Below are 16740 nucleotides of genomic sequence, written 5' to 3'. Positions count from 1 at the left end.
GTTATAGTCGGCGCGCGCGGCGCCATCAAGGGGCGCGGTCCGGGTCTATACTCATTGGAGCAGGCGATATTTCACCCTGTGTTCATTCAACCCTCCGGTTCCGAACGATGACGATTTCCACGATGACGCCCCTCGCCTATCCCGATACCCGGCTTCTGATCGACAACCAGTGGGTCGACGCGGCCGACGGCCGGACGCTCGATGTGCTCAATCCTGCCGACGGCCAGGTGATCGGCCGGGTGGCCCATGCCGGCATCCCCGACCTGGACCGCGCGCTGGCCGCCACCCAGCGGGGTTTCGAGACGTGGCGCGACACGCCGGCGCATGAGCGCGCCGCCCTCATGCGCCGCGCGGCGGCCCTGCTGCGCGAACGCGCGGAGGACATCGCCCGCCTGCTGACCCGCGAACAGGGCAAGCCGCTGGCCGAGGCGCGGGCCGAGACCCTGGCCGGCGCCACGATCATCGAATGGTTCGCCGACGAGGGGCTGCGCGTGTACGGCCGCATTGTGCCGTCGCGCAATCCCTCGGCCCTGCAACTGGTCATCAAGGAGCCCGTGGGGCCGGTGGCGGCCTTCACGCCCTGGAATTTTCCCGTCAACCAGGTGGTGCGCAAGCTGGGCGCCGCGCTGGCGACCGGCTGCTCCTTTCTGTGCAAGGCCCCCGAGGAAACCCCGGCTTCGCCCGCCGCGCTGCTGCAAGTCTTCGTGGACGCCGGCCTGCCGCCCGGCGTGGTGGGACTGGTGTATGGCAATCCGGCGGAAATTTCCGGCCACCTGATCCCGCACCCCGTCATCCGCAAGGTCACGTTCACCGGATCCACGCCGGTCGGCAAACAATTGGCCGCGCTGGCGGGCGCCCACATGAAGCGGGTGTCCATGGAACTGGGCGGCCATGCGCCGGTGATCGTCGCCGAAGACGCCGACGTCGAGCTGGCGGCCAGGATCTCCGCCGCCGGGAAATTCCGCAATGCCGGGCAGGTCTGCATTTCGCCCACGCGCTTCCTGGTGCACAGCAGCCTGGTCGGCGAGTTCACCCGGGCCTTCGTGCGTCACGCCGAAGCCCTGAAGCTGGGGGACGGGCTGGACGAGGGCACCACCCTCGGGCCGCTGGCCAATGCGCGCCGCGTCGCCGCCATGACCCAGGTGGTCGAGGACGCCCGCCGGCGCGGCGCCGAAATCCTGACGGGGGGCGCGCGCGTCGGCGACACGGGCAATTTCTTCGCGCCCACCCTCATTTCGGGGCTCACCACCGAGGCCGACCTGTTCAACAACGAGCCCTTTGGACCGGTGGCGGGCATCCGCGCCTTCGAACGCCTGGACGAGGCCATCGCCGAGGCCAACCGCCTGTCCTACGGTTTGTCCGCCTACGCCTTCACCCGTTCGCTGCGCAACGCGCAACAACTGATGCACCGGATCGAAGCCGGCATGCTCTGGATCAACCAGCCGGCCACGCCCTCGGCCGAACTGCCGTTCGGCGGCGTCAAGGACTCCGGCTACGGTACGGAGGGCGGCCCCGAGGCGCTGGAGGCCTACCTGAACACCAAGGCGGTGTCGGCCGTGGGGATCTGAACCGCGGGCCGATCGTATCCATGGACGAGCCCCCGATCCACCGGACCATCGACGCCGTCATCTTCGACTGGGCCGGCACCATCGTCGATTTCGGTTCTTTCGCCCCGACTCAGGTCCTGGTCGACGCTTTTGCCGCGGCGGGCGTGGCGATCACCCTGGACGAGGCGCGCGGCCCCATGGGCCTGGCCAAAAGGGACCACATCCAGGCCCTGGGCCGGGTGCCGGAGATCGCCGCACGCTGGCGCGAGCGCCATGGGCGCGACATGAGCCGCGAGGATGTGGACGCGGTGTACCGGACCTTCATGCCGCTGCAGGTGGAACGCGTCGGCCACTATTCGGCCCTGATCCCGGGTGCGCTGCAGGCCGTGGAGGCTTTGCGCGCGCGCGGCATCCGCATCGGTTCGTGCTCCGGTTATCCGCGCAGGGTGATGGACGCGCTGGCGCCGATGGCCGCGGCGGGCGGGTATGCGCCGGATTGCGTGATCGCCTCCGACGACCTGAGGGCGGGCGGCCGGCCCGGCCCCTGGATGGCCCTGGCCAACGTGATCGAACTGGGCATCCGCGACGTGGCCGCTTGTGTCAAGGTCGACGACACGGTGCCAGGCATCGCCGAGGGTCTGTCGGCCGGCATGTGGACCGTCGGCCTGTCGGCGTCCGGCAACGAGGTCGGCCTGAGCTGGGATGCGTGGGTTGCGTTGCCGCCGGGCGAGCGGGATGTCCGCTGCAGGCCGGCCGAAGAAAAGCTGCGCGGGGCTGGCGCGCACGAGGTGATCCGCACCGTGGCCGACCTGCCGGCCGCGATCGCGCGCATCGAGGCGCGCAGGGGACGCGGCGAACGGCCCTGAGACTCGCTCAGGCGTAGGATACCAGCCCCTTGATCTTTTCCTGGTCGTAGCCCGACCAGGTCTCGCGGCCGGTTTCCACCACGGGGGCGCTGCGGTGGCCCAGGCCGATCAGGCGCTCGAGCTGGTCCTGGCGCTGGGTCAGGTCCACGGTTTCGTACGCGATGCCCAGGATGTCCATGTCACGCTTGGTCAGGTCGCATTGCGGGCAGTTGGGCTTCGAATAGACGGTAATGGGCATGTCGGCTCCTTGAGTGTTTCGGTCGTTGTTTGATCGGGGTGCGGCAGGGTGGGGCGAGGCGCTGGCGGATTCAGAAATCCACGTCGAACACTTCGTTTTCGTCGTCGCGCTTCATGACGCCGACCTTGTATTGGGCGGTGTCCTCTTCCTGGTTGGACGCTTGCACCTTGCTCATGTTGAGCCAGCTTTCCATGTATTTCAGGGGGTTCTCGGTGATGATCGGGAAGGACACCTGGTCTTCGACGTTGAAGAAGCGGGCCACGTCGGTGGCGCTGAAATGGACCCAGTCCTTCATCATCTGGCAGGTCACGCCGGTGAGTTCGCGGCCTTCGGAGAAGGCGTAGTCGGTCCATTCGACTTCGCTGGCGGTGACTTCGTCGAGGATCTGGACGATCTTGCCCCGGCACTGTTCGAAGGCGGTGCGGCCGCGCTCGGTCTTGAACATCGCGCGCAGGACTTCCTTGCCATACTGGACGTGGACCTCGAATTCGTCCTGGGCGATCTTCTGGACCGCCTTGCCGATGGGCTGGAACAGGCCCGTGCCGTCGCAGATGCCGAAAGTCACGGCGAAAGAGGCCAGGAACTGGATGCGCTCCATGCACAGGATCGCGACGATGAACAGGTAGATGGCGTTGTAGGTTTCCTGGTCGTTTGCGCGCTGGCCCCGGGCATAGTCGTAGCTGACCACGAAGGCCTGGTTGAAGACCTCGCTGACGACGCGCAGGCGGCTCATGGCCTCCTTGACCGAGAGAATCTCGTTGAGGATGTCGTCCGGGTTGTCGAAGCTGTTGCGGACGATTTCGGAGTAGGTGGCGGCGTGGACGATCTCGTTCTTGGTGATTTCCACCCAGCCGGACCAGGCCTCGCTGCTGGTGCAGACCGGTGCCAGCACGGCGGCGATGGAGCGCGACGCGACGCTGTCGGCCTCCCATTGCCACGCCAGGGTCTTGACCATCATGTCGTAGGTGTGGCGGTCGCAGGTCTTGAACTGCACGTTGCAGGTGGAATAGTCGAACTCGTTCTCGTCCCAGTCCTGGTTCTTCAGCGTCTTGTAGAGCTTCCAGATTTCGGGATAGAACTTGTTGATCGTGTCGAACAGGCCGAGATCCTGGCCCAGAATGATTTCCGGGAAGGCGTAGTCGGATTTTTCGGTGTTGAAGATCTTGGTGGGCAGGGCTTCTGGGGTCATTTTCGGATCATGGGGAAAGACGGTCGGCGGCCCCGGCGTGGTCGCCGGGGCCGGAAAGGGGGTGAAGCGGTCGAACCTTACATCGTGCAGCTTTCGCAGACGATCTTGTCCTCCACGCCGTCGTGGATGCTGCCGGCGTTGTCCAGCGTCTTGTCCGAGGCCACGTTCGAGTTGTAGTAGTAGCGGGTCTTCATGCCGTACTTCACCATGGCGAAGTAGTGGGTGAGCAGTTCCCGGCTGGAGACCTTGTCGTCGTCCTTGATGCGGCGCCACAGGTCGGCGGAAATCCCCTGGTCGGTGAATTTCTGGAACACCGCGTAGGCCTTGATCATGTCGACCTCGGAAATGTCCCAGGCCGACTGGTAGAAGTAGGCCGGGTTGTCGCTGTCGGGCGCGGCCCAGCGGATCGTGACCGACCCGTCGGTCTTGTTCAGCGTGATGTCGCGCACGGGATAGAGAGAATTGGGCTTGCCCAGCGCCTTGGAGGACGATTCGCCCGGCATGTAGGCCACCAGGCAGGAATGGCCGATGCCGCCGTTCTGCATGATCTCGGTGCGCAGGGCTTCCCAGTCGTAGCGATTGTGGAAGTCGCCCAGTTCGTCGACATTGCGATTGTAGGTGTCGATCGGCAGCCAGCCGTCGGGCCAGCGGGTCTTGTGCATCCAGGGCGCGACGCCGCGTTCCTTGCTGATGCGCAGAGAGGCGCGGATGGCATGGTACATGTGGCGCTCGGCGATGCGGTGCAGTTCCTCGCGGCCTGCGGCGGTGTCGTAGCGCAGACCCTTGCGGGCCATGTGGGTGGCCACGCCCATCAGACCCACGCCCGCGTTCATGCGGGCCTTGGCGGTCACCGCCACGTGGGGCAGCACGTAGTGCGAGTTGAGGATGCAGTAGTCGATCATCTTCAACGTCAGATACATCGCCTCCTGGTAGGTCTCGTCGTCGTCCTCGCCGATGGCGTCGTAGGCGATGGCGCCCAGGGAGCACAGGGCGATTTCGGGTTCCTCGTGGGTCTCGACCACGCGGGCGACCCGGCCGCCCTTGCCCGGCTCATCGGACAGGATGTCGTCGCCCGCCTTCAGCTCGCCGGCGAAGATGACGCGCGGCAGGGTGGAGTCGGCGACCGCGACGGTCAGGGGCGCGTTGAAATTGAAAGTCTGCGTCGCGCCGCCGGCCAGTTCGACCGTGATGAAACCGACCTCGCGGTCGGAATACAGGTCCTGCATTTCCTGATAGGGGCGATTGGGTTCGCTGATCTCCAGGCACAGATTGCTGGAATGGATCGGCTCCTTGAAGGGCGTGTGGCGGTTCATCTCGTCGATGTTGGCCAGGTAGGCCACGCCGGTCTCCAGCGCCTCGTTCAACGAAGTCAGGATCAGGTCGCGCGGCTTGAAGTATTCCTTCTTGAAAGAGGGATCGCGTTCCAGGCGTTCGTATTCGCGCTTGAAGGCGGCCGAGTCGGGGCCGAAGAACAACCGGGTGAGTTCGGGGGCGGTGCGTACGTTGAACGAGAAGGCTTCCTCGTTGCGGGCGGCCTTTTCGGCGAAGAGCTTGTTGGTGACCAGCGCGTAATGCAGGTCGCGGTTCTTGCGGTCCTCGGTACTGCGCGGGTTGCGCAGGTAGGCGATGACCTCGGCCTCGGGGTCGAAGCCGGAGTAATAGGTGGTGCAGGCGCCGCCGCGTCCGGCTTGCATGTTGGCGTGGACCGCCTTGCCCAGGGAGGCCAGGTAGGGCAGTTTGCCCTGGTGCTGGATCAGGCCGCCGCGCACCGGGTCGCCCTTGCTGCGGGTGATCAGGTGGCTGCCGATGCCGGCCGAGGCGGCCGTCATGCGGTAGGCGATGTGGTCGCCGATGGCCAGGGACGATTCGTTGTCGTCCACCACGTACAGGCAGCACGAGGCGAAGCCGCGCAGTTTGGTGCCCAGGTTGACGTAGTTGGGCGTCGGCGCCGAGATCCGCTTGGCGGAGAATTCTGTATAGAAGCGCCGCACCAGGTCGATCCGGCGCCCGGCGGGTTCGTTTTCCGACAGGGCCATGGCCATGCGCATGTAGACGAACTGCTGGGTCTCGTATTCCTGCCGGGTGACGCGGTTCTGCAGGCTGTACTTCTTGCGGATGTAGTGCAGCGAGAAGTGCGGCGTATCGTAGTCCTGTTCGTGGTCGATGAAGGATTCGATCTCGGCGTATTCGGCGTCGGTGTAGTTCATCCGCACCATCACCCCGTCGGCCACCATCCGGTCGTGCAGCGCCTTGACGGTGGGAATGGACGGGCCGTGGATGATCTTGTGCAGGTGGGACGCATAGAGCCGGCCCGCCATCAGGTAGTAGGACCAGGTGTCCTTGTCCAGGCAGTTCTGGATCAGTTTTTCCTGCAGGTCGGCGGTGGAGACCGTCTCGGGCATGGTGCTGACGGCCTGCAGGACGATGCTGCTCCAATCGACCTTGTGGCCCAGATTGGCGGCGGCCCATCGACCCCAGCCGTTGAGCTTGCTGGGGATATAGGGTTCGATGCGCCCATCACGCTTGACGATGTTCTTGATCACGGCCGGAAGTCCTTGGTGGAAAAGCTTTATTTTCTACATGTAGTGCGGTTTGAAATCATAAACACAATATATGGTGTGATCAAGCGGCGTTGCAATTTCTTTTCCTGAAACATCTTCGAGGTTTCGAATGTTCCCGGGCTCGTGATACCCTGGACCGCTTCAGGGGATTCCGAGACGGTTTCCGGACCGCGAAATCCCGGTGTCATTTCCCCGGATCCGCGTGGTCCGGGCTCCCTGCGCGTCACTTCATGAATCGCTTCATCCGGCCGTTGGCCGCGTCGGTCCTGCTGTGCGGCGCCTGTCTTGCCCCGGCCCGCGCCTGGCAGGCGGCCGGCACGGATCCGGCCCTCATCGATCTCGCCCCCCAGCGCTACGCCGTTCCCGACGTGCCCCGGGACACGCCGTCCGATGTCGCGCCGGATGCGGGTGCGTCCGGCGCGGCATCGGATTCGGATTCGGACATCCGCTACGACGTGCTGTTCCTGGACGGTCGCGCGGAAGGCTACCGCTACCGGCCGGACGGAGTCGGCCTGCGCTGGTTCGGTACGGCCGCCGACCCGGCCGAACCGCCGGACAGGCTCGGCACGGTGCCTTCCACGGGTCTGGATGCCTGGTCATTGGGTGCGCGGAATTGGCGTTATCGCAGTTCCGCCGGCTATCGCCTGACCCTGGGCAATACGGCGTCCGGCGCCCCGGGTTTGGGGCGGTCCGTGCATCTTGCCGGGGTGGGTCTGGCACGGTCCGTCACCCAGGATCGTCTGCCCGCCGGATCCTGGGACTACGCCGTGGTGGCCGGCGCCCTGGACGGACAGGCAAGCCGTCCGGCAGCCGAGGGCGACCTGGCGTACGGACCGGTCGCGATCGATGCAAGCACGCGCTACGCCCTGGACAGCGACCTGATTCTGGCCTCGCGACTGCAGCGCACCCCGGGCCTGACGGCGCTGGGCGTCGGCGGCGATTATTCCATGGGAGACGCGGGCGCCTGGCGGTTCGGAGTATCCGGCTCTCAGCGCCCGATGTCCCAGGGCTGGCGCCGCCAACTGGGCTATACCCTGGGCTTGCATCCGGGCTGGGACCTGTCCTGGGTGAACGCGCGGCAGGGAAACGGCTATGCCGACCTGGCCGCGTACGGCAGCGGCCAGGTCGGCTGCGACTGCGTCAGCAACCAGTGGCGACTGGATCTGGCGGCGGGCCGCTGGGGTTCGCTCAGCGGTTCATTCGAGCGGCGGGTGGACGCGGCGGGCAGTCTGGACGAACGGGTCGGCCTGGTCCACGGTTTTCGCTACGGCCCGCATCTGAGAGTGCGCCTGGAAACGAACCGCGACCTGACGTCCGGGGACTACGGCGTGGGTGCGCGGGTTTCCCTGCCGCTGGATTGGTAGGGAGGGGCGTCGGCCAAGGCGTCCGATGCCCGGGGCGAGAAATACGCTTGCAGGTGTTCGATGCAGGCCTTGACCTTGGCGGAATTGTCCAGCCGTTGCGGATAGACCGCCCAGATGCCGGCGTTCTGACGGTAGCTTGGCAGGATGTGGACGAGCGCACCCGTTTCCAGGTGCCTGCGGGCGTCCCAGAGCGAGCGCAGGACGATGCCGTGGCCCGCCAAGGCCCAGGCCAGGGCGATCTCGCCGTTGTTGGTGACCAGAGAGCCGCCGACCTTGACGGTGGTGATGACATCTTTGCGCGACAGGGACCAGATGCCCACGGGATGGTCGCGTTCGCGCACGATCAGGCAGTTGTGGCGCGGCAGGTCCTGCAGTCCGCGGGGCCTGCCGTGCCGCTCCAGGTACGACGGCGCGGCGCACAGGATGCGGTGATTGTCCGCCAGATGGCGCGCGATGTAGTTCGGATCGATCATGTCCCCGATGCGGATGTCCAGGTCGTATTGTTCCTTGGTCATGTTGACCAATTGGTCGAGGATGTCCAGCTTGATCTGGATGGCGGGGTAGCGCAGGGAAAAGTCGGCCAGGGCGGGGGCCACCACCTGGCGTCCGAAGCCCATGCTGGTCGATATCCTCAGCGTGCCCCGGGGCTCGCTCTTGAACTGGGCGATCCTGTCGTGCAGTTGTTCCACATCCTGCAGGATCCGCAGGGCCATGGCGTGGGCCTGTTCGCCCTGCTCGGTGAGCGTCACCTGGCGGGTGGTGCGGTGGAACAGGAGCGTGTCCAGCTCGGACTCCAGCAGTTTGATGTGCTTCGTGACGTAGGCGGGCGAACTGCCGATCATCCGTGCCGCCTGGGAAAAGCTCTGGTAGCGGGCCGCCTCGCAGAACACCCGCAGGGCGTCGATGGTCAGGTTTTCTTTCATGATTCATAAAAACTGTTTTAACAGTATGGGAATTGTAGGCTGGAAAGCTTCTTTATATAGTCACCCCAGAATCGAAAATGACGCGGCCGACGGCATCCATGCCCGGACCGCGGCACGCAGCGGGCAAGGGGGCCTCCATGGATCTGACGCATCTTTCTCTCGAGCAGTTGAGCAACGGCCTGCGCCGGGGGGACTGGTCGGCGGCGGATCTGGCGCGCCACTGCGAGGAAAATCATCACCGGCACGAGCCTGTCCTGCAGGCTTACAAGACCTGGAACGGCGAGGGCGCGATCGCCACGGCGGATCTGGCGGACCGGTTGCTGACGCGCGGCATCGACCTGGGACCGCTCATGGGCCTGCCCGTGTCGGTCAAGGACCTGTATGCCGTGCGAGGCCTGCCCACCTTCGCCGGTTCGGTCGAACCCCTGGGGCCTGACTGGGAACGGCCCGGACCCCTGATGGGCGGGCTGGAGCGTCAGTTGGCCCCGGTCATGGGCAAGACCCACACGGTGGAGTTCGCATTCGGCGGCATCGGCGTGAATGCCCACTGGGGCACGCCGCGCAACCCCTGGAAAACCGACGAACATCGCATTCCGGGCGGTTCCAGCTCCGGCGCGGGCGTCTCGCTGGCGCAGGGGTCCGCCGTGCTGGCGTTGGGCACCGATACTGCGGGCTCCGTGCGGATCCCCGCCTCGGTCACCGGCCAGGCGGGTCTGAAGCCGACGCATGGCCGCTGGCCGCAGGAAGGCATCGTGCCCCTGTCGCCCAGCCTGGATACGCCGGGCATCCTGGCGCGCTCGGTGGAGGATCTGGCATTCGGCTTCCGGGCCATCGAGCAAAGCCTTGGGCGGACGTCGGCGCCGATTGCCGTGCCGGCCGCGATGTCCTGTCTGCGCCTGGGACGGGCGGATGCTTTTTTCCTGGACGATGCCGACCCCGCCGTCGTGGAGGTCTATGACCGGGTCATGACGCAGTTGGCGGCCTTGGGCGCGTCCGTGCGCGGTGTCGAACTGCCCGGTTGCACCGAGGCTTATGCGATTTTCCGCCAGGGCGGTCTGGCGGCCCCCGAGTTCTGCGCCTTTCTGAAGGCCGAGCTGCCTGACCGGATGGACCGCCTGGATCCCGTGGTGCGGCTGCGCGTCGAAGGCGCCGAGTCCCTGTCGTCGGTCGACTATCTGCTGCGCGTGCGCACCTTGCGCGAAGCCGCGCGTCGGGCCTCGACCGCTTTCGGCATGGCCGATGTGCTGGCGATGCCCACTGTGGCCATCACGCCGCCGCGCCTGGACGCGATCCAGGACCCCGAGGCCTATCGCCGCGCCAACATGCTGGTGCTGCGCAACACCAGCATGGCCAATCTGCTGGGGCTGTGCGCGCTGACGCTGCCGATCGGGCTGGATGCCCAGGGCATGCCGGTCGGGCTGCAGCTGATGGCCCCGCCGGGGGCCGAGGAGCGCCTGCTGGCCGCCGCCCTGCTGATCGAATCCCATCTGGGGAAGCCCGTCGACGTACTGGGTTCCCCGCGTTTCCCGCAGTGAGCTTTTCATTTTTTCGTTACCCCCTCGATAGACAGACAAGGAGTGAGACATGATCCGTTTCCCCATCGGCAAGCTTTCCCTCGGCATCGCCGGCGCCCTGGTCAGCGTTTCGCTGGCCCAGGCCGCGGACTACACCTTCACCTTCGCCCATGTGCTGACCGAGCAGACGCCCAATGCGCGCGCAGCGGTCAAGTTCAAGGAAGAAGTCGAGAAGAATTCCAACGGTCGCATTGAAATCAACGTCCGGCCCGCCGCGCAGCTGGGCGGCGACGTGGAAATCATCGAGCAGACCCAGATGGGGCTGGTGCACATCGCGATCCCGCCGACCGGCAACCTGGCCAATTTCGAGCCCAAGATGTTCCTGTTCGACCTGCCCTACCTGATCAAGGGCGAGCAGTCGATGAAGCAATTGCTGGACGGCGAAGTGGGCCGCGAGCTGCTGGGTACGCTGGAAAAGAGCAATCTGCACGGCGTGAACTACTGGGGCGCCGGATTCCGCAACATCACCAACAACATCCGCGAGATCAACCAGCCCGACGATCTGAAGAACATCAAGATGCGCACGCTGCAGGCCCCGACCATCCTGGCGACCTACCGGGCCTGGGGCGCCAATCCCACGGCGATGGCGTACACCGAGGTCTACAACGGCCTGCAGCAGGGGGTGGTCGAGGGGCAGGAAAACCCGCTGGCCAACATCGACTCGATGAAGTTCTACGAAGTCCAGAAATACATGACCCTGACCGGCCACGCGTACCACACCTATGCGGCCGTGATGAACAAGGACGCCTGGGAATCCCTGCCGGCGGACCTGCAGAAGGTCATGGCCGATGCGTTCGACGTCGCGCGGGACTACGGCCGTGAATTGACCAAGCAGGACGAGGGCCAGATCCTGGAGAAGATCAAGGGCCAGATCCAGATCGTCGAACTCACGGACGAGGGGCGCCAGAAGTTCATCGAGCGTTCCGAGCCGATCTACAAGCAGTTCGAGGCCAACATCACGCCGGAATTGCTGCAGCGCGCGCTCAAGGCCGCCGCGGTGAACTGATCCCGACCTTCTCCCAGGAGACGCCCATGCTTGCGGGAATCAACCGGTGCCTCGACCGCGTCGAGTCGTTCGCCATGATCGTGCTGATGCTGGTGGCCACCTGCGTGGCCATCGTCCAGGTCATCGCGCGCTACGTGTTCAACAACTCGCTGTACTGGTCCGAGGAGACCGTGCTGTACACGCTCATCATGATGAGCTTCCTGACCTGCAGCATGGGCGTGCGCTACGCGGCGCACATCTGCGTCGAGATCCTGCCCCTGATGGTGGGGCCCCGGCTGGCCCGGGTGCTGCGCTACCTGGCGAGCCTCCTGGGCCTGGCATTCGCCGTGGTCCTGGTCTATTACGGCGGCCGCCTGGCGATCAACACGCTGAACATGAACCAGCTCTCCCCGGCCATGCGCATTCCGGTCGGGTACGTCTACATGGTCATCCCGATCTCGGGCGCCTTCATGGGGCTGCGCTACCTGTGGATCCTGTGGAGCATGCTCACGGGCCAGGAGTACCGGCCCCTGGCCATCGACATGAGTTCGGCGGGCTGAGCGCGGCGTTCGCGCCGCCCGTTCCGCACAGTCATACAAACGGATAGAGAAATCCCATGATTGCCGCCCTGGTTCCCATTTTCTTCGCGCTGCTGCTGTTCGGCCTGCCGATCTTCGCGTCCCTGTCGCTGGCCGTGGCGCTGGCGCTCAAAGGCTTCGGCACGATCGACCCGCTGGTCGTGCCGATGCGCATGTTCTCGGGGATGAACAACTTTTCCCTGATGTCCATTCCCTTCTTCATCCTGGCGGCCGAGCTGATGCGCATCGGCGGCCTGTCGGACCGGCTCATCGGCCTGGCCCGCGCCCTGGTCGGCTGGCTGCCCGGCGGCCTGGGCGCCGCCACCGTGCTGGCCTGCCTGTTCTTCGGCTCGATCTCGGGGTCCAGCCCCGCGACCGTGATCGCCATCGGCAGCATCATGTTTCCGGCGCTGGTGGCGGCCGGCTACAACAAGTTCTTCGCCATCGGCCTGATCACGACGGCCGGCACGCTGGGCCCGATCGTGCCGCCCAGCATCGCCCTGATCATCTATGGCTCGGTCACGGGTTCCTCGGTGGGCAAGCTGTTCGCCGCGGGCGTGCTGCCGGCCATTCTGATCGCGACGCTGTTGATCGCGTACTGCTGCTGGTATGCGACCCTGCGTCGCTATCCGCGCGAGCCCTTCCCCAGCCTGAAGCAAGTCCGGGAAGCCGTCGGCCGGTCGCTCTGGGGGATGGGTCTGCCCGTGCTGTTGCTGGGCGGCATCTACACCGGCCTGTTCACGCCGACGGAATCCGCCGCGGCCGCCTGCCTGTACGGCTGGTTCGTGGGGGCCGTGGTCTACCGCACGATTTCCCTGCGGGCCTCCCTGACCATCCTGCGCAACACCGGTGTGTTGTCCGGCACCCTGTTGCTGATCACGGCGGGCGCCTCGGCATTTTCCTGGATCCTGGCCAGTACCGGCGCGCCGTCCAAGCTGGCGGCCGAAGTCCTGTCCGGGACGGATTCGCCGATCGTCATCCTGATGCTGTTCAACCTGATCATGCTGGTGGCAGGCATGTTCCTGGACAGCGCGTCGGCCATCATCGTGCTGGCGCCCCTGATGCAGCCGATCGCCGCCCAGGTCGGCGTGGACGCTGTTCATTTCGGCGTCATCACGCTGGTGAACCTGTCGGTCGGCATGTTGACGCCGCCGGTGGGCCTGAACCTGTTCGTGGCCATGACGATTTCGGGCATGACGCTGTTCCAGGTGTTCCGCGCGGCGCTGCCGACCATCATTCTGATGATCATCGCCCTGATCGTCATCACGTATGTGCCCTGGTTCAGCATGGCCCTGCCCAACCTGCTGTATTGAATCCGGCGCGCCCGCCACGCGCCGGGCGGCGTGCTTCGAATGGAGGATCTCCCGATGGAACAGGCTGAAATCTTTGCCGCGGGCCATTATCGCTACGTGCCCAGCGGCGTCATGCAGTATTCGGGCGGCGCCGCCGCGATGCCCGGCCATGCGATCCGGCGCGCCGTCTTCGCCCGCCCCGTGCCGCTGGCCGAAGGTTTTGAACGGATCGCGCGGCTGCTGCGGGCCGAGGGGCGTCCCCTGACCGCGCTGTGCGGCTGCGAACTGCGCTCGCCGGGGCAGTTCAGCGAGGAAGGTTTCGCGCGCTTCAACGCGGAATACGTCGGCACGCTGCAGGCCTGGGGCATCGCCGACGATCGGGTCAACCCCGTGCCGCGCAGCAACGTCTGCCCGCAGGTGGATCCGCCGGCCGTGCCGTCCTTCCATGCCTTCAGCTACACCGTGCCCAGTCAGGCCGATGAGCGCAGTTTCGTCATCGCCGGCAGCAGCGAGGTGCCCGAAGGCCATGCCAACTACAAGGATCACCTGATCGCCTACCGGGACATCTCGCCCGAGGGCATGCGCAAGAAGGCCCGCTGGGTGCTCGACGAAATGGAGCGCCGCATGCGGGTGCTGGGATATGGCTGGGACGACTGCACCGGATCGCAACTCTACATCGTGCACGATCCGCATCCCTTCCTGGAAGAAGAGTTCGCGCGCCGGGGCGCCATGCGCCTGGGCCTGACCTGGCATTTCGTGAGGCCGCCGGTCGTGGACATGGAATTCGAGATGGATTGCCGCCGCGTCCTGCTGGAACGCGTCCTGCCGGTCGACGCCGCATGAAGCGCGTCGTCGTGCTGTCCACCGGCGGGACCATCGCCAGCCGGCCCGGCCCGGAAGGCCGCAACATCGCGGGCGCGCTGCCGGGGTCGGATCTGATGCGCCAGGTGCCCGGGGTCGAGGATATACGGGTCGAGGTGCGGTCCCTGTTCCAGAAGGCCAGCAACGCCTTGCTGCCGGATGATATCCAGGCGCTGCGCGCCGAATGCCAGCGGCTGGTCGACGAGGGAGGGGTCGACGGCATCGTCGTCACCCACGGCACCGACACGCTGGAGGACACCGCCTATTTCCTGGAATGCGGCGTGCGCGCACGGGACGTCGTTCTGGTCGTCACGGGTTCGCAGCGCGTGCCCCACGCACCGGGCACCGATGCCTATACGAACCTGCGCGACGCCATCCGGGCGGCCGCCTCGCCCCAGTGCCGGGGGCTGGGCGTGCTGGTGGTTTTCAACGAGACCGTCCATGCGGCCGCTTTCGTGCGCAAGACCAGCAGCTTTCAGCTCAATGGTTTCGAGTCCCCGGGTCTGGGCTGTCTGGGTTTCGTCGATGGCGAGGACGTGCGGATCTACCAGCAGCCCCGGCGCCAGCCGCTGTTGCAAGCCCCGTCCGGCGCCTTGCCTCAAGTCGAAATCGTGTCAGCCAGCCTGGGGGCAAGCCCTTTGGCGCTGCGCGCACTGGTCGACGCGCGTGTGCCGGGGCTCGTGCTGGAAGGGACAGGGCGCGGCCAGGTGCCGCCCTCCTGGGTGCCCGAGGCCGAGCGGGCCGCGCGCGCCGGCATCTCGGTGCTGGTGTGCAGTGCCGCGCTGCATGGGGCCGTCCTGCCCTGCTACGAATATCCGGGCTCTCTGCACAGCCTGCAGGAAGCGGGCGCCCTGGGCGTCAGCGGCCTGTCCGCGCGCAAGGCGCGCATGCGCCTGATGCTGGCGCTGGCCTGCCTGGGCGGCCAGGGCAATCGCGACGCCCTCCGGCCCCTGTTCGACTGGGGCGCTGGCCGCGACGCTTGAACGGGGCGGCATCCACCGCCTTCCGATGACCTTTGACTCATACGACATCATGCACACATTCAACATCGCCGTGATTCCCGGAGACGGGATCGGCAAGGAAGTCATGCCCGAAGCGCTACGCGCGCTGAACGTCCTGCGGCGCCGGCACGGCCTGGACCTGCGGTTCGAACACCTGGACTGGGCTTGTGCCGAGTATTGGCAGCGGCACGGCGACATGATGCCCGCCGACTGGTTCGACCGCCTGCGGGGCTTCGACGCGATCCTGTTCGGGGCGGTGGGTTGGCCCGAGGTGGTGCCCGATCATGTGTCCCTGTGGGGTTCGTTGCTGAAATTCCGCCGGGAGTTCGACCAGTACATCAACCTGCGGCCCGTGCGGCAGATGCCCGGAGTGCCGGCGCCTCTGGCGGGCCGAAGCCCGGGCGAGATCGATTTCCTGGTGGTGCGCGAGAACACCGAGGGCGAATACACCGACCTGGGCGGCCGGATGTACGCGGGCACCGAGCGCGAGATCGTGATCCAGGAATCCGTGTTTTCCCGTCACGGGATCGATCGTGTCCTGAAATACGCTTTCGAACTCGCGCGGCAGCGGCCCCGGGCCACGCTGACCTCGGCGACGAAGTCCAACGGCGTGGCGATCAGCATGCCGTACTGGGACGAGCGGCTCCAGGCGATGGCGGCGCACTATCCGGACGTGACCTGGGACAAGCATCACATCGACATCTTGTGCGCGCGGTTCGTGCTGCAGCCGCAGCGTTTCGACGTGGTGGTGGCCTCGAACCTGTTCGGCGACATCCTGTCCGACCTGGGGCCGGCCTGCACCGGCACGATCGGCATCGCACCGTCCGCCAACCTGAATCCCGAGCGGCGCTATCCCTCGCTGTTCGAGCCGGTGCACGGATCGGCGCCCGACATCTACGGGCAGAACGTCGCCAATCCGGTGGGCATGATCTGGTCGGCCCAGATGATGCTGGAGTTTCTCGGAGCGCGTGACGACGGCTGCAGGGCGGCGGCCGGCGAGCTGATGGAGGCCATCGAGTGGACGCTGGAGCACGGGCCGCGCACCCGCGACCTGGGCGGTGTGGCGGACACGACCGGGATGGGCTGCGCCATCGCGGAGCGCATCGAGGCGTTGTGATGCCGGTGGCGCGCCGCTTGCGCCGATGAAGGGACCGGCCGGGCCCGTGCCTTGTCCGCGCTCAGCCCCGGTCCTCCAGGTGGTCCATGAAGACCCGGCACAGGGCCTCCATGCCGCGCCGGTCATCCTCGTCGAAGCGGTCCGTGACGGGGCTGTCGACGTCCCAGACGCCCAGCAGCGATCCGTCCGCGCGCACCAGCGGCACGACGATTTCCGATTGCGAGGCGGAGTCGCAGGGGATGTGCCCCGGGAATGCGTTGACGTCGCGGACGACCTGGGTCCGGCGGGTTTGCGCGGCGGTGCCGCAGACGCCCGCGCCGAGCGCGATGCGGATGCAGGCGGGCTTGCCCTGGAAGGGACCGACCACCAGTTCCTCGCCGTCATACAGGTAGAAGCCCGCCCAGTTCAGTTGCGGCAGGCTGTCGAACACCAGGGCGCCGAAGTTGGCCGCATTGGCGATCAGGTCGGGTTCATGGCCGATCAGGCCGCGGGCCTGAGCGGCGAGATCGGCGTAGTGTTCCGCCTTGCTGGCGTAGGTCCGGGGGGCGAATGAGAACATCGGAAATCTCAGGTATTTATGATTGAGAAATGGAGGATCATTTTAGGCCCGGGCCGTGGTCCTGCGGCCACCGGCTTTTTTTCGG

15 protein-coding genes are annotated in these 16740 nt (G+C 66.2%); 10 read left to right on the top strand and 5 right to left on the bottom strand.

Features of this window, described 5'->3' with window-relative positions; genetic code table 11:
• The first annotated feature begins 107 nt into the window (after positions 1 to 107).
• Together O4H32_RS04005 and phnX are read left to right on the top strand one after the other, a co-directional pair.
• Complete coding sequence (locus O4H32_RS04005) at positions 108 to 1568, top strand: NAD-dependent succinate-semialdehyde dehydrogenase (protein WP_407932598.1); 1461 nt, start codon at positions 108 to 110, stop codon at positions 1566 to 1568.
• Between the two features lie 20 nt (positions 1569 to 1588).
• On the top strand, positions 1589 to 2413 hold the full coding sequence (gene phnX / locus O4H32_RS04000) for a phosphonoacetaldehyde hydrolase (RefSeq protein WP_269356883.1): 825 nt from the start codon (positions 1589 to 1591) through the stop codon (positions 2411 to 2413).
• Positions 2414 to 2420: 7 nt separating this feature from the next.
• Here the strand turns inward: phnX and O4H32_RS03995 are convergent, their stop codons facing one another.
• The 3 genes from O4H32_RS03995 to O4H32_RS03985 all read right to left on the bottom strand — a co-directional run bounded on the left by O4H32_RS03995 (position 2421) and on the right by O4H32_RS03985 (position 6383).
• Entirely contained in the window at positions 2421 to 2651 is a 231-nt protein-coding gene (locus O4H32_RS03995) for a glutaredoxin family protein (RefSeq protein ID WP_269356882.1), read from the bottom strand.
• Between the two features lie 70 nt (positions 2652 to 2721).
• On the bottom strand, positions 2722 to 3840 hold the full coding sequence (locus O4H32_RS03990) for a ribonucleotide-diphosphate reductase subunit beta (RefSeq protein ID WP_269356881.1): 1119 nt from the start codon (positions 3838 to 3840) through the stop codon (positions 2722 to 2724).
• A 77-nt stretch (positions 3841 to 3917) separates the two neighbouring features.
• Positions 3918 to 6383, bottom strand: coding sequence for a ribonucleoside-diphosphate reductase subunit alpha (locus O4H32_RS03985; RefSeq protein ID WP_269356879.1), 2466 nt, complete (start codon positions 6381 to 6383; stop codon positions 3918 to 3920).
• Between the two features lie 248 nt (positions 6384 to 6631).
• Between O4H32_RS03985 and O4H32_RS03980 the strand changes: the two genes are divergently transcribed.
• Entirely contained in the window at positions 6632 to 7765 is a 1134-nt protein-coding gene (locus O4H32_RS03980; protein WP_269356877.1) for a fimbria/pilus outer membrane usher protein, read from the top strand.
• Here O4H32_RS03980 and O4H32_RS03975 read toward each other — a convergent pair.
• Positions 7723 to 8688, bottom strand: a complete 966-nt coding sequence (locus O4H32_RS03975) for a LysR family transcriptional regulator (protein WP_269356875.1) — start codon at positions 8686 to 8688, stop codon at positions 7723 to 7725. The two genes, O4H32_RS03980 and O4H32_RS03975, sit on opposite strands and share 43 nt — an antisense overlap.
• Positions 8689 to 8825: 137 nt before the next feature.
• On the opposite strand from O4H32_RS03975, the gene O4H32_RS03970 reads away from it, so the two are divergent.
• The 7 genes from O4H32_RS03970 to O4H32_RS03940 are packed head-to-tail and all read left to right on the top strand — an operon-like array spanning position 8826 to position 16096.
• The gene (locus tag O4H32_RS03970; protein ID WP_269356873.1) at positions 8826 to 10223 is read left to right on the top strand and encodes an amidase; all 1398 of its coding nucleotides are present in this window, start codon (positions 8826 to 8828) and stop codon (positions 10221 to 10223) included.
• 49 nt (positions 10224 to 10272) lie between these two features.
• A complete protein-coding gene (locus tag O4H32_RS03965) occupies positions 10273 to 11268 on the top strand; it encodes a TRAP transporter substrate-binding protein (protein WP_269356871.1) in 996 nt (331 codons plus the stop codon).
• Positions 11269 to 11294: 26 nt separating this feature from the next.
• Positions 11295 to 11807 carry a TRAP transporter small permease gene (locus O4H32_RS03960; protein WP_269356869.1) on the top strand — a complete coding sequence of 171 codons (513 nt, stop codon included), beginning with the start codon at positions 11295 to 11297 and terminating at the stop codon, positions 11805 to 11807.
• Positions 11808 to 11863: 56 nt separating this feature from the next.
• Positions 11864 to 13138: a TRAP transporter large permease gene (locus O4H32_RS03955; RefSeq protein WP_269356868.1), complete on the top strand. Its 1275-nt coding sequence runs from the start codon at positions 11864 to 11866 to the stop codon at positions 13136 to 13138.
• 54 nt (positions 13139 to 13192) lie between these two features.
• A complete protein-coding gene (gene cnbZ, locus O4H32_RS03950) occupies positions 13193 to 13960 on the top strand; it encodes a 2-amino-5-chloromuconate deaminase CnbZ (RefSeq protein WP_269356867.1) in 768 nt (255 codons plus the stop codon).
• Positions 13957 to 14961 carry an asparaginase gene (locus O4H32_RS03945; RefSeq protein WP_269356865.1) on the top strand — a complete coding sequence of 335 codons (1005 nt, stop codon included), beginning with the start codon at positions 13957 to 13959 and terminating at the stop codon, positions 14959 to 14961. Before cnbZ ends, O4H32_RS03945 begins: the two co-directional genes overlap by 4 nt.
• Positions 14962 to 15010: 49 nt before the next feature.
• A complete protein-coding gene (locus tag O4H32_RS03940) occupies positions 15011 to 16096 on the top strand; it encodes a tartrate dehydrogenase (RefSeq protein ID WP_269356863.1) in 1086 nt (361 codons plus the stop codon).
• A 61-nt stretch (positions 16097 to 16157) separates the two neighbouring features.
• Here the strand turns inward: O4H32_RS03940 and O4H32_RS03935 are convergent, their stop codons facing one another.
• Positions 16158 to 16655 (bottom strand): GAF domain-containing protein, encoded by a 498-nt coding sequence (locus O4H32_RS03935; protein WP_269356862.1) that lies wholly within the window; start codon positions 16653 to 16655, stop codon positions 16158 to 16160.
• Between the last annotated feature and the right edge of the window lie 85 nt (positions 16656 to 16740).

The organism is Castellaniella denitrificans (genome assembly GCF_027214045.1).
GTDB lineage: Bacteria > Pseudomonadota > Gammaproteobacteria > Burkholderiales > Burkholderiaceae_B > Castellaniella > Castellaniella denitrificans_A.
The sequence above is the reverse complement of the archived record's forward strand: the minus strand, read 5'-3'. Positions and strand labels throughout refer to the sequence as shown.

Coding starts and splice junctions, on each gene's coding strand:
- O4H32_RS03960 (WP_269356869.1), top strand. CDS start 11,295: ATGCTTGCGGGAATCAACCGGTGCCTCGACCGCGTCGAGTCGTTCGCC.
- O4H32_RS03935 (WP_269356862.1), bottom strand. CDS start 16,655: ATGTTCTCATTCGCCCCCCGGACCTACGCCAGCAAGGCGGAACACTAC.
- O4H32_RS03975 (WP_269356875.1), bottom strand. CDS start 8,688: ATGAAAGAAAACCTGACCATCGACGCCCTGCGGGTGTTCTGCGAGGCG.
- O4H32_RS03965 (WP_269356871.1), top strand. CDS start 10,273: ATGATCCGTTTCCCCATCGGCAAGCTTTCCCTCGGCATCGCCGGCGCC.
- O4H32_RS03945 (WP_269356865.1), top strand. CDS start 13,957: ATGAAGCGCGTCGTCGTGCTGTCCACCGGCGGGACCATCGCCAGCCGG.
- O4H32_RS03940 (WP_269356863.1), top strand. CDS start 15,011: ATGCACACATTCAACATCGCCGTGATTCCCGGAGACGGGATCGGCAAG.
- cnbZ (WP_269356867.1), top strand. CDS start 13,193: ATGGAACAGGCTGAAATCTTTGCCGCGGGCCATTATCGCTACGTGCCC.
- O4H32_RS03980 (WP_269356877.1), top strand. CDS start 6,632: ATGAATCGCTTCATCCGGCCGTTGGCCGCGTCGGTCCTGCTGTGCGGC.
- phnX (WP_269356883.1), top strand. CDS start 1,589: ATGGACGAGCCCCCGATCCACCGGACCATCGACGCCGTCATCTTCGAC.
- O4H32_RS03970 (WP_269356873.1), top strand. CDS start 8,826: ATGGATCTGACGCATCTTTCTCTCGAGCAGTTGAGCAACGGCCTGCGC.
- O4H32_RS03995 (WP_269356882.1), bottom strand. CDS start 2,651: ATGCCCATTACCGTCTATTCGAAGCCCAACTGCCCGCAATGCGACCTG.
- O4H32_RS03955 (WP_269356868.1), top strand. CDS start 11,864: ATGATTGCCGCCCTGGTTCCCATTTTCTTCGCGCTGCTGCTGTTCGGC.
- O4H32_RS04005 (WP_407932598.1), top strand. CDS start 108: ATGACGATTTCCACGATGACGCCCCTCGCCTATCCCGATACCCGGCTT.
- O4H32_RS03990 (WP_269356881.1), bottom strand. CDS start 3,840: ATGACCCCAGAAGCCCTGCCCACCAAGATCTTCAACACCGAAAAATCC.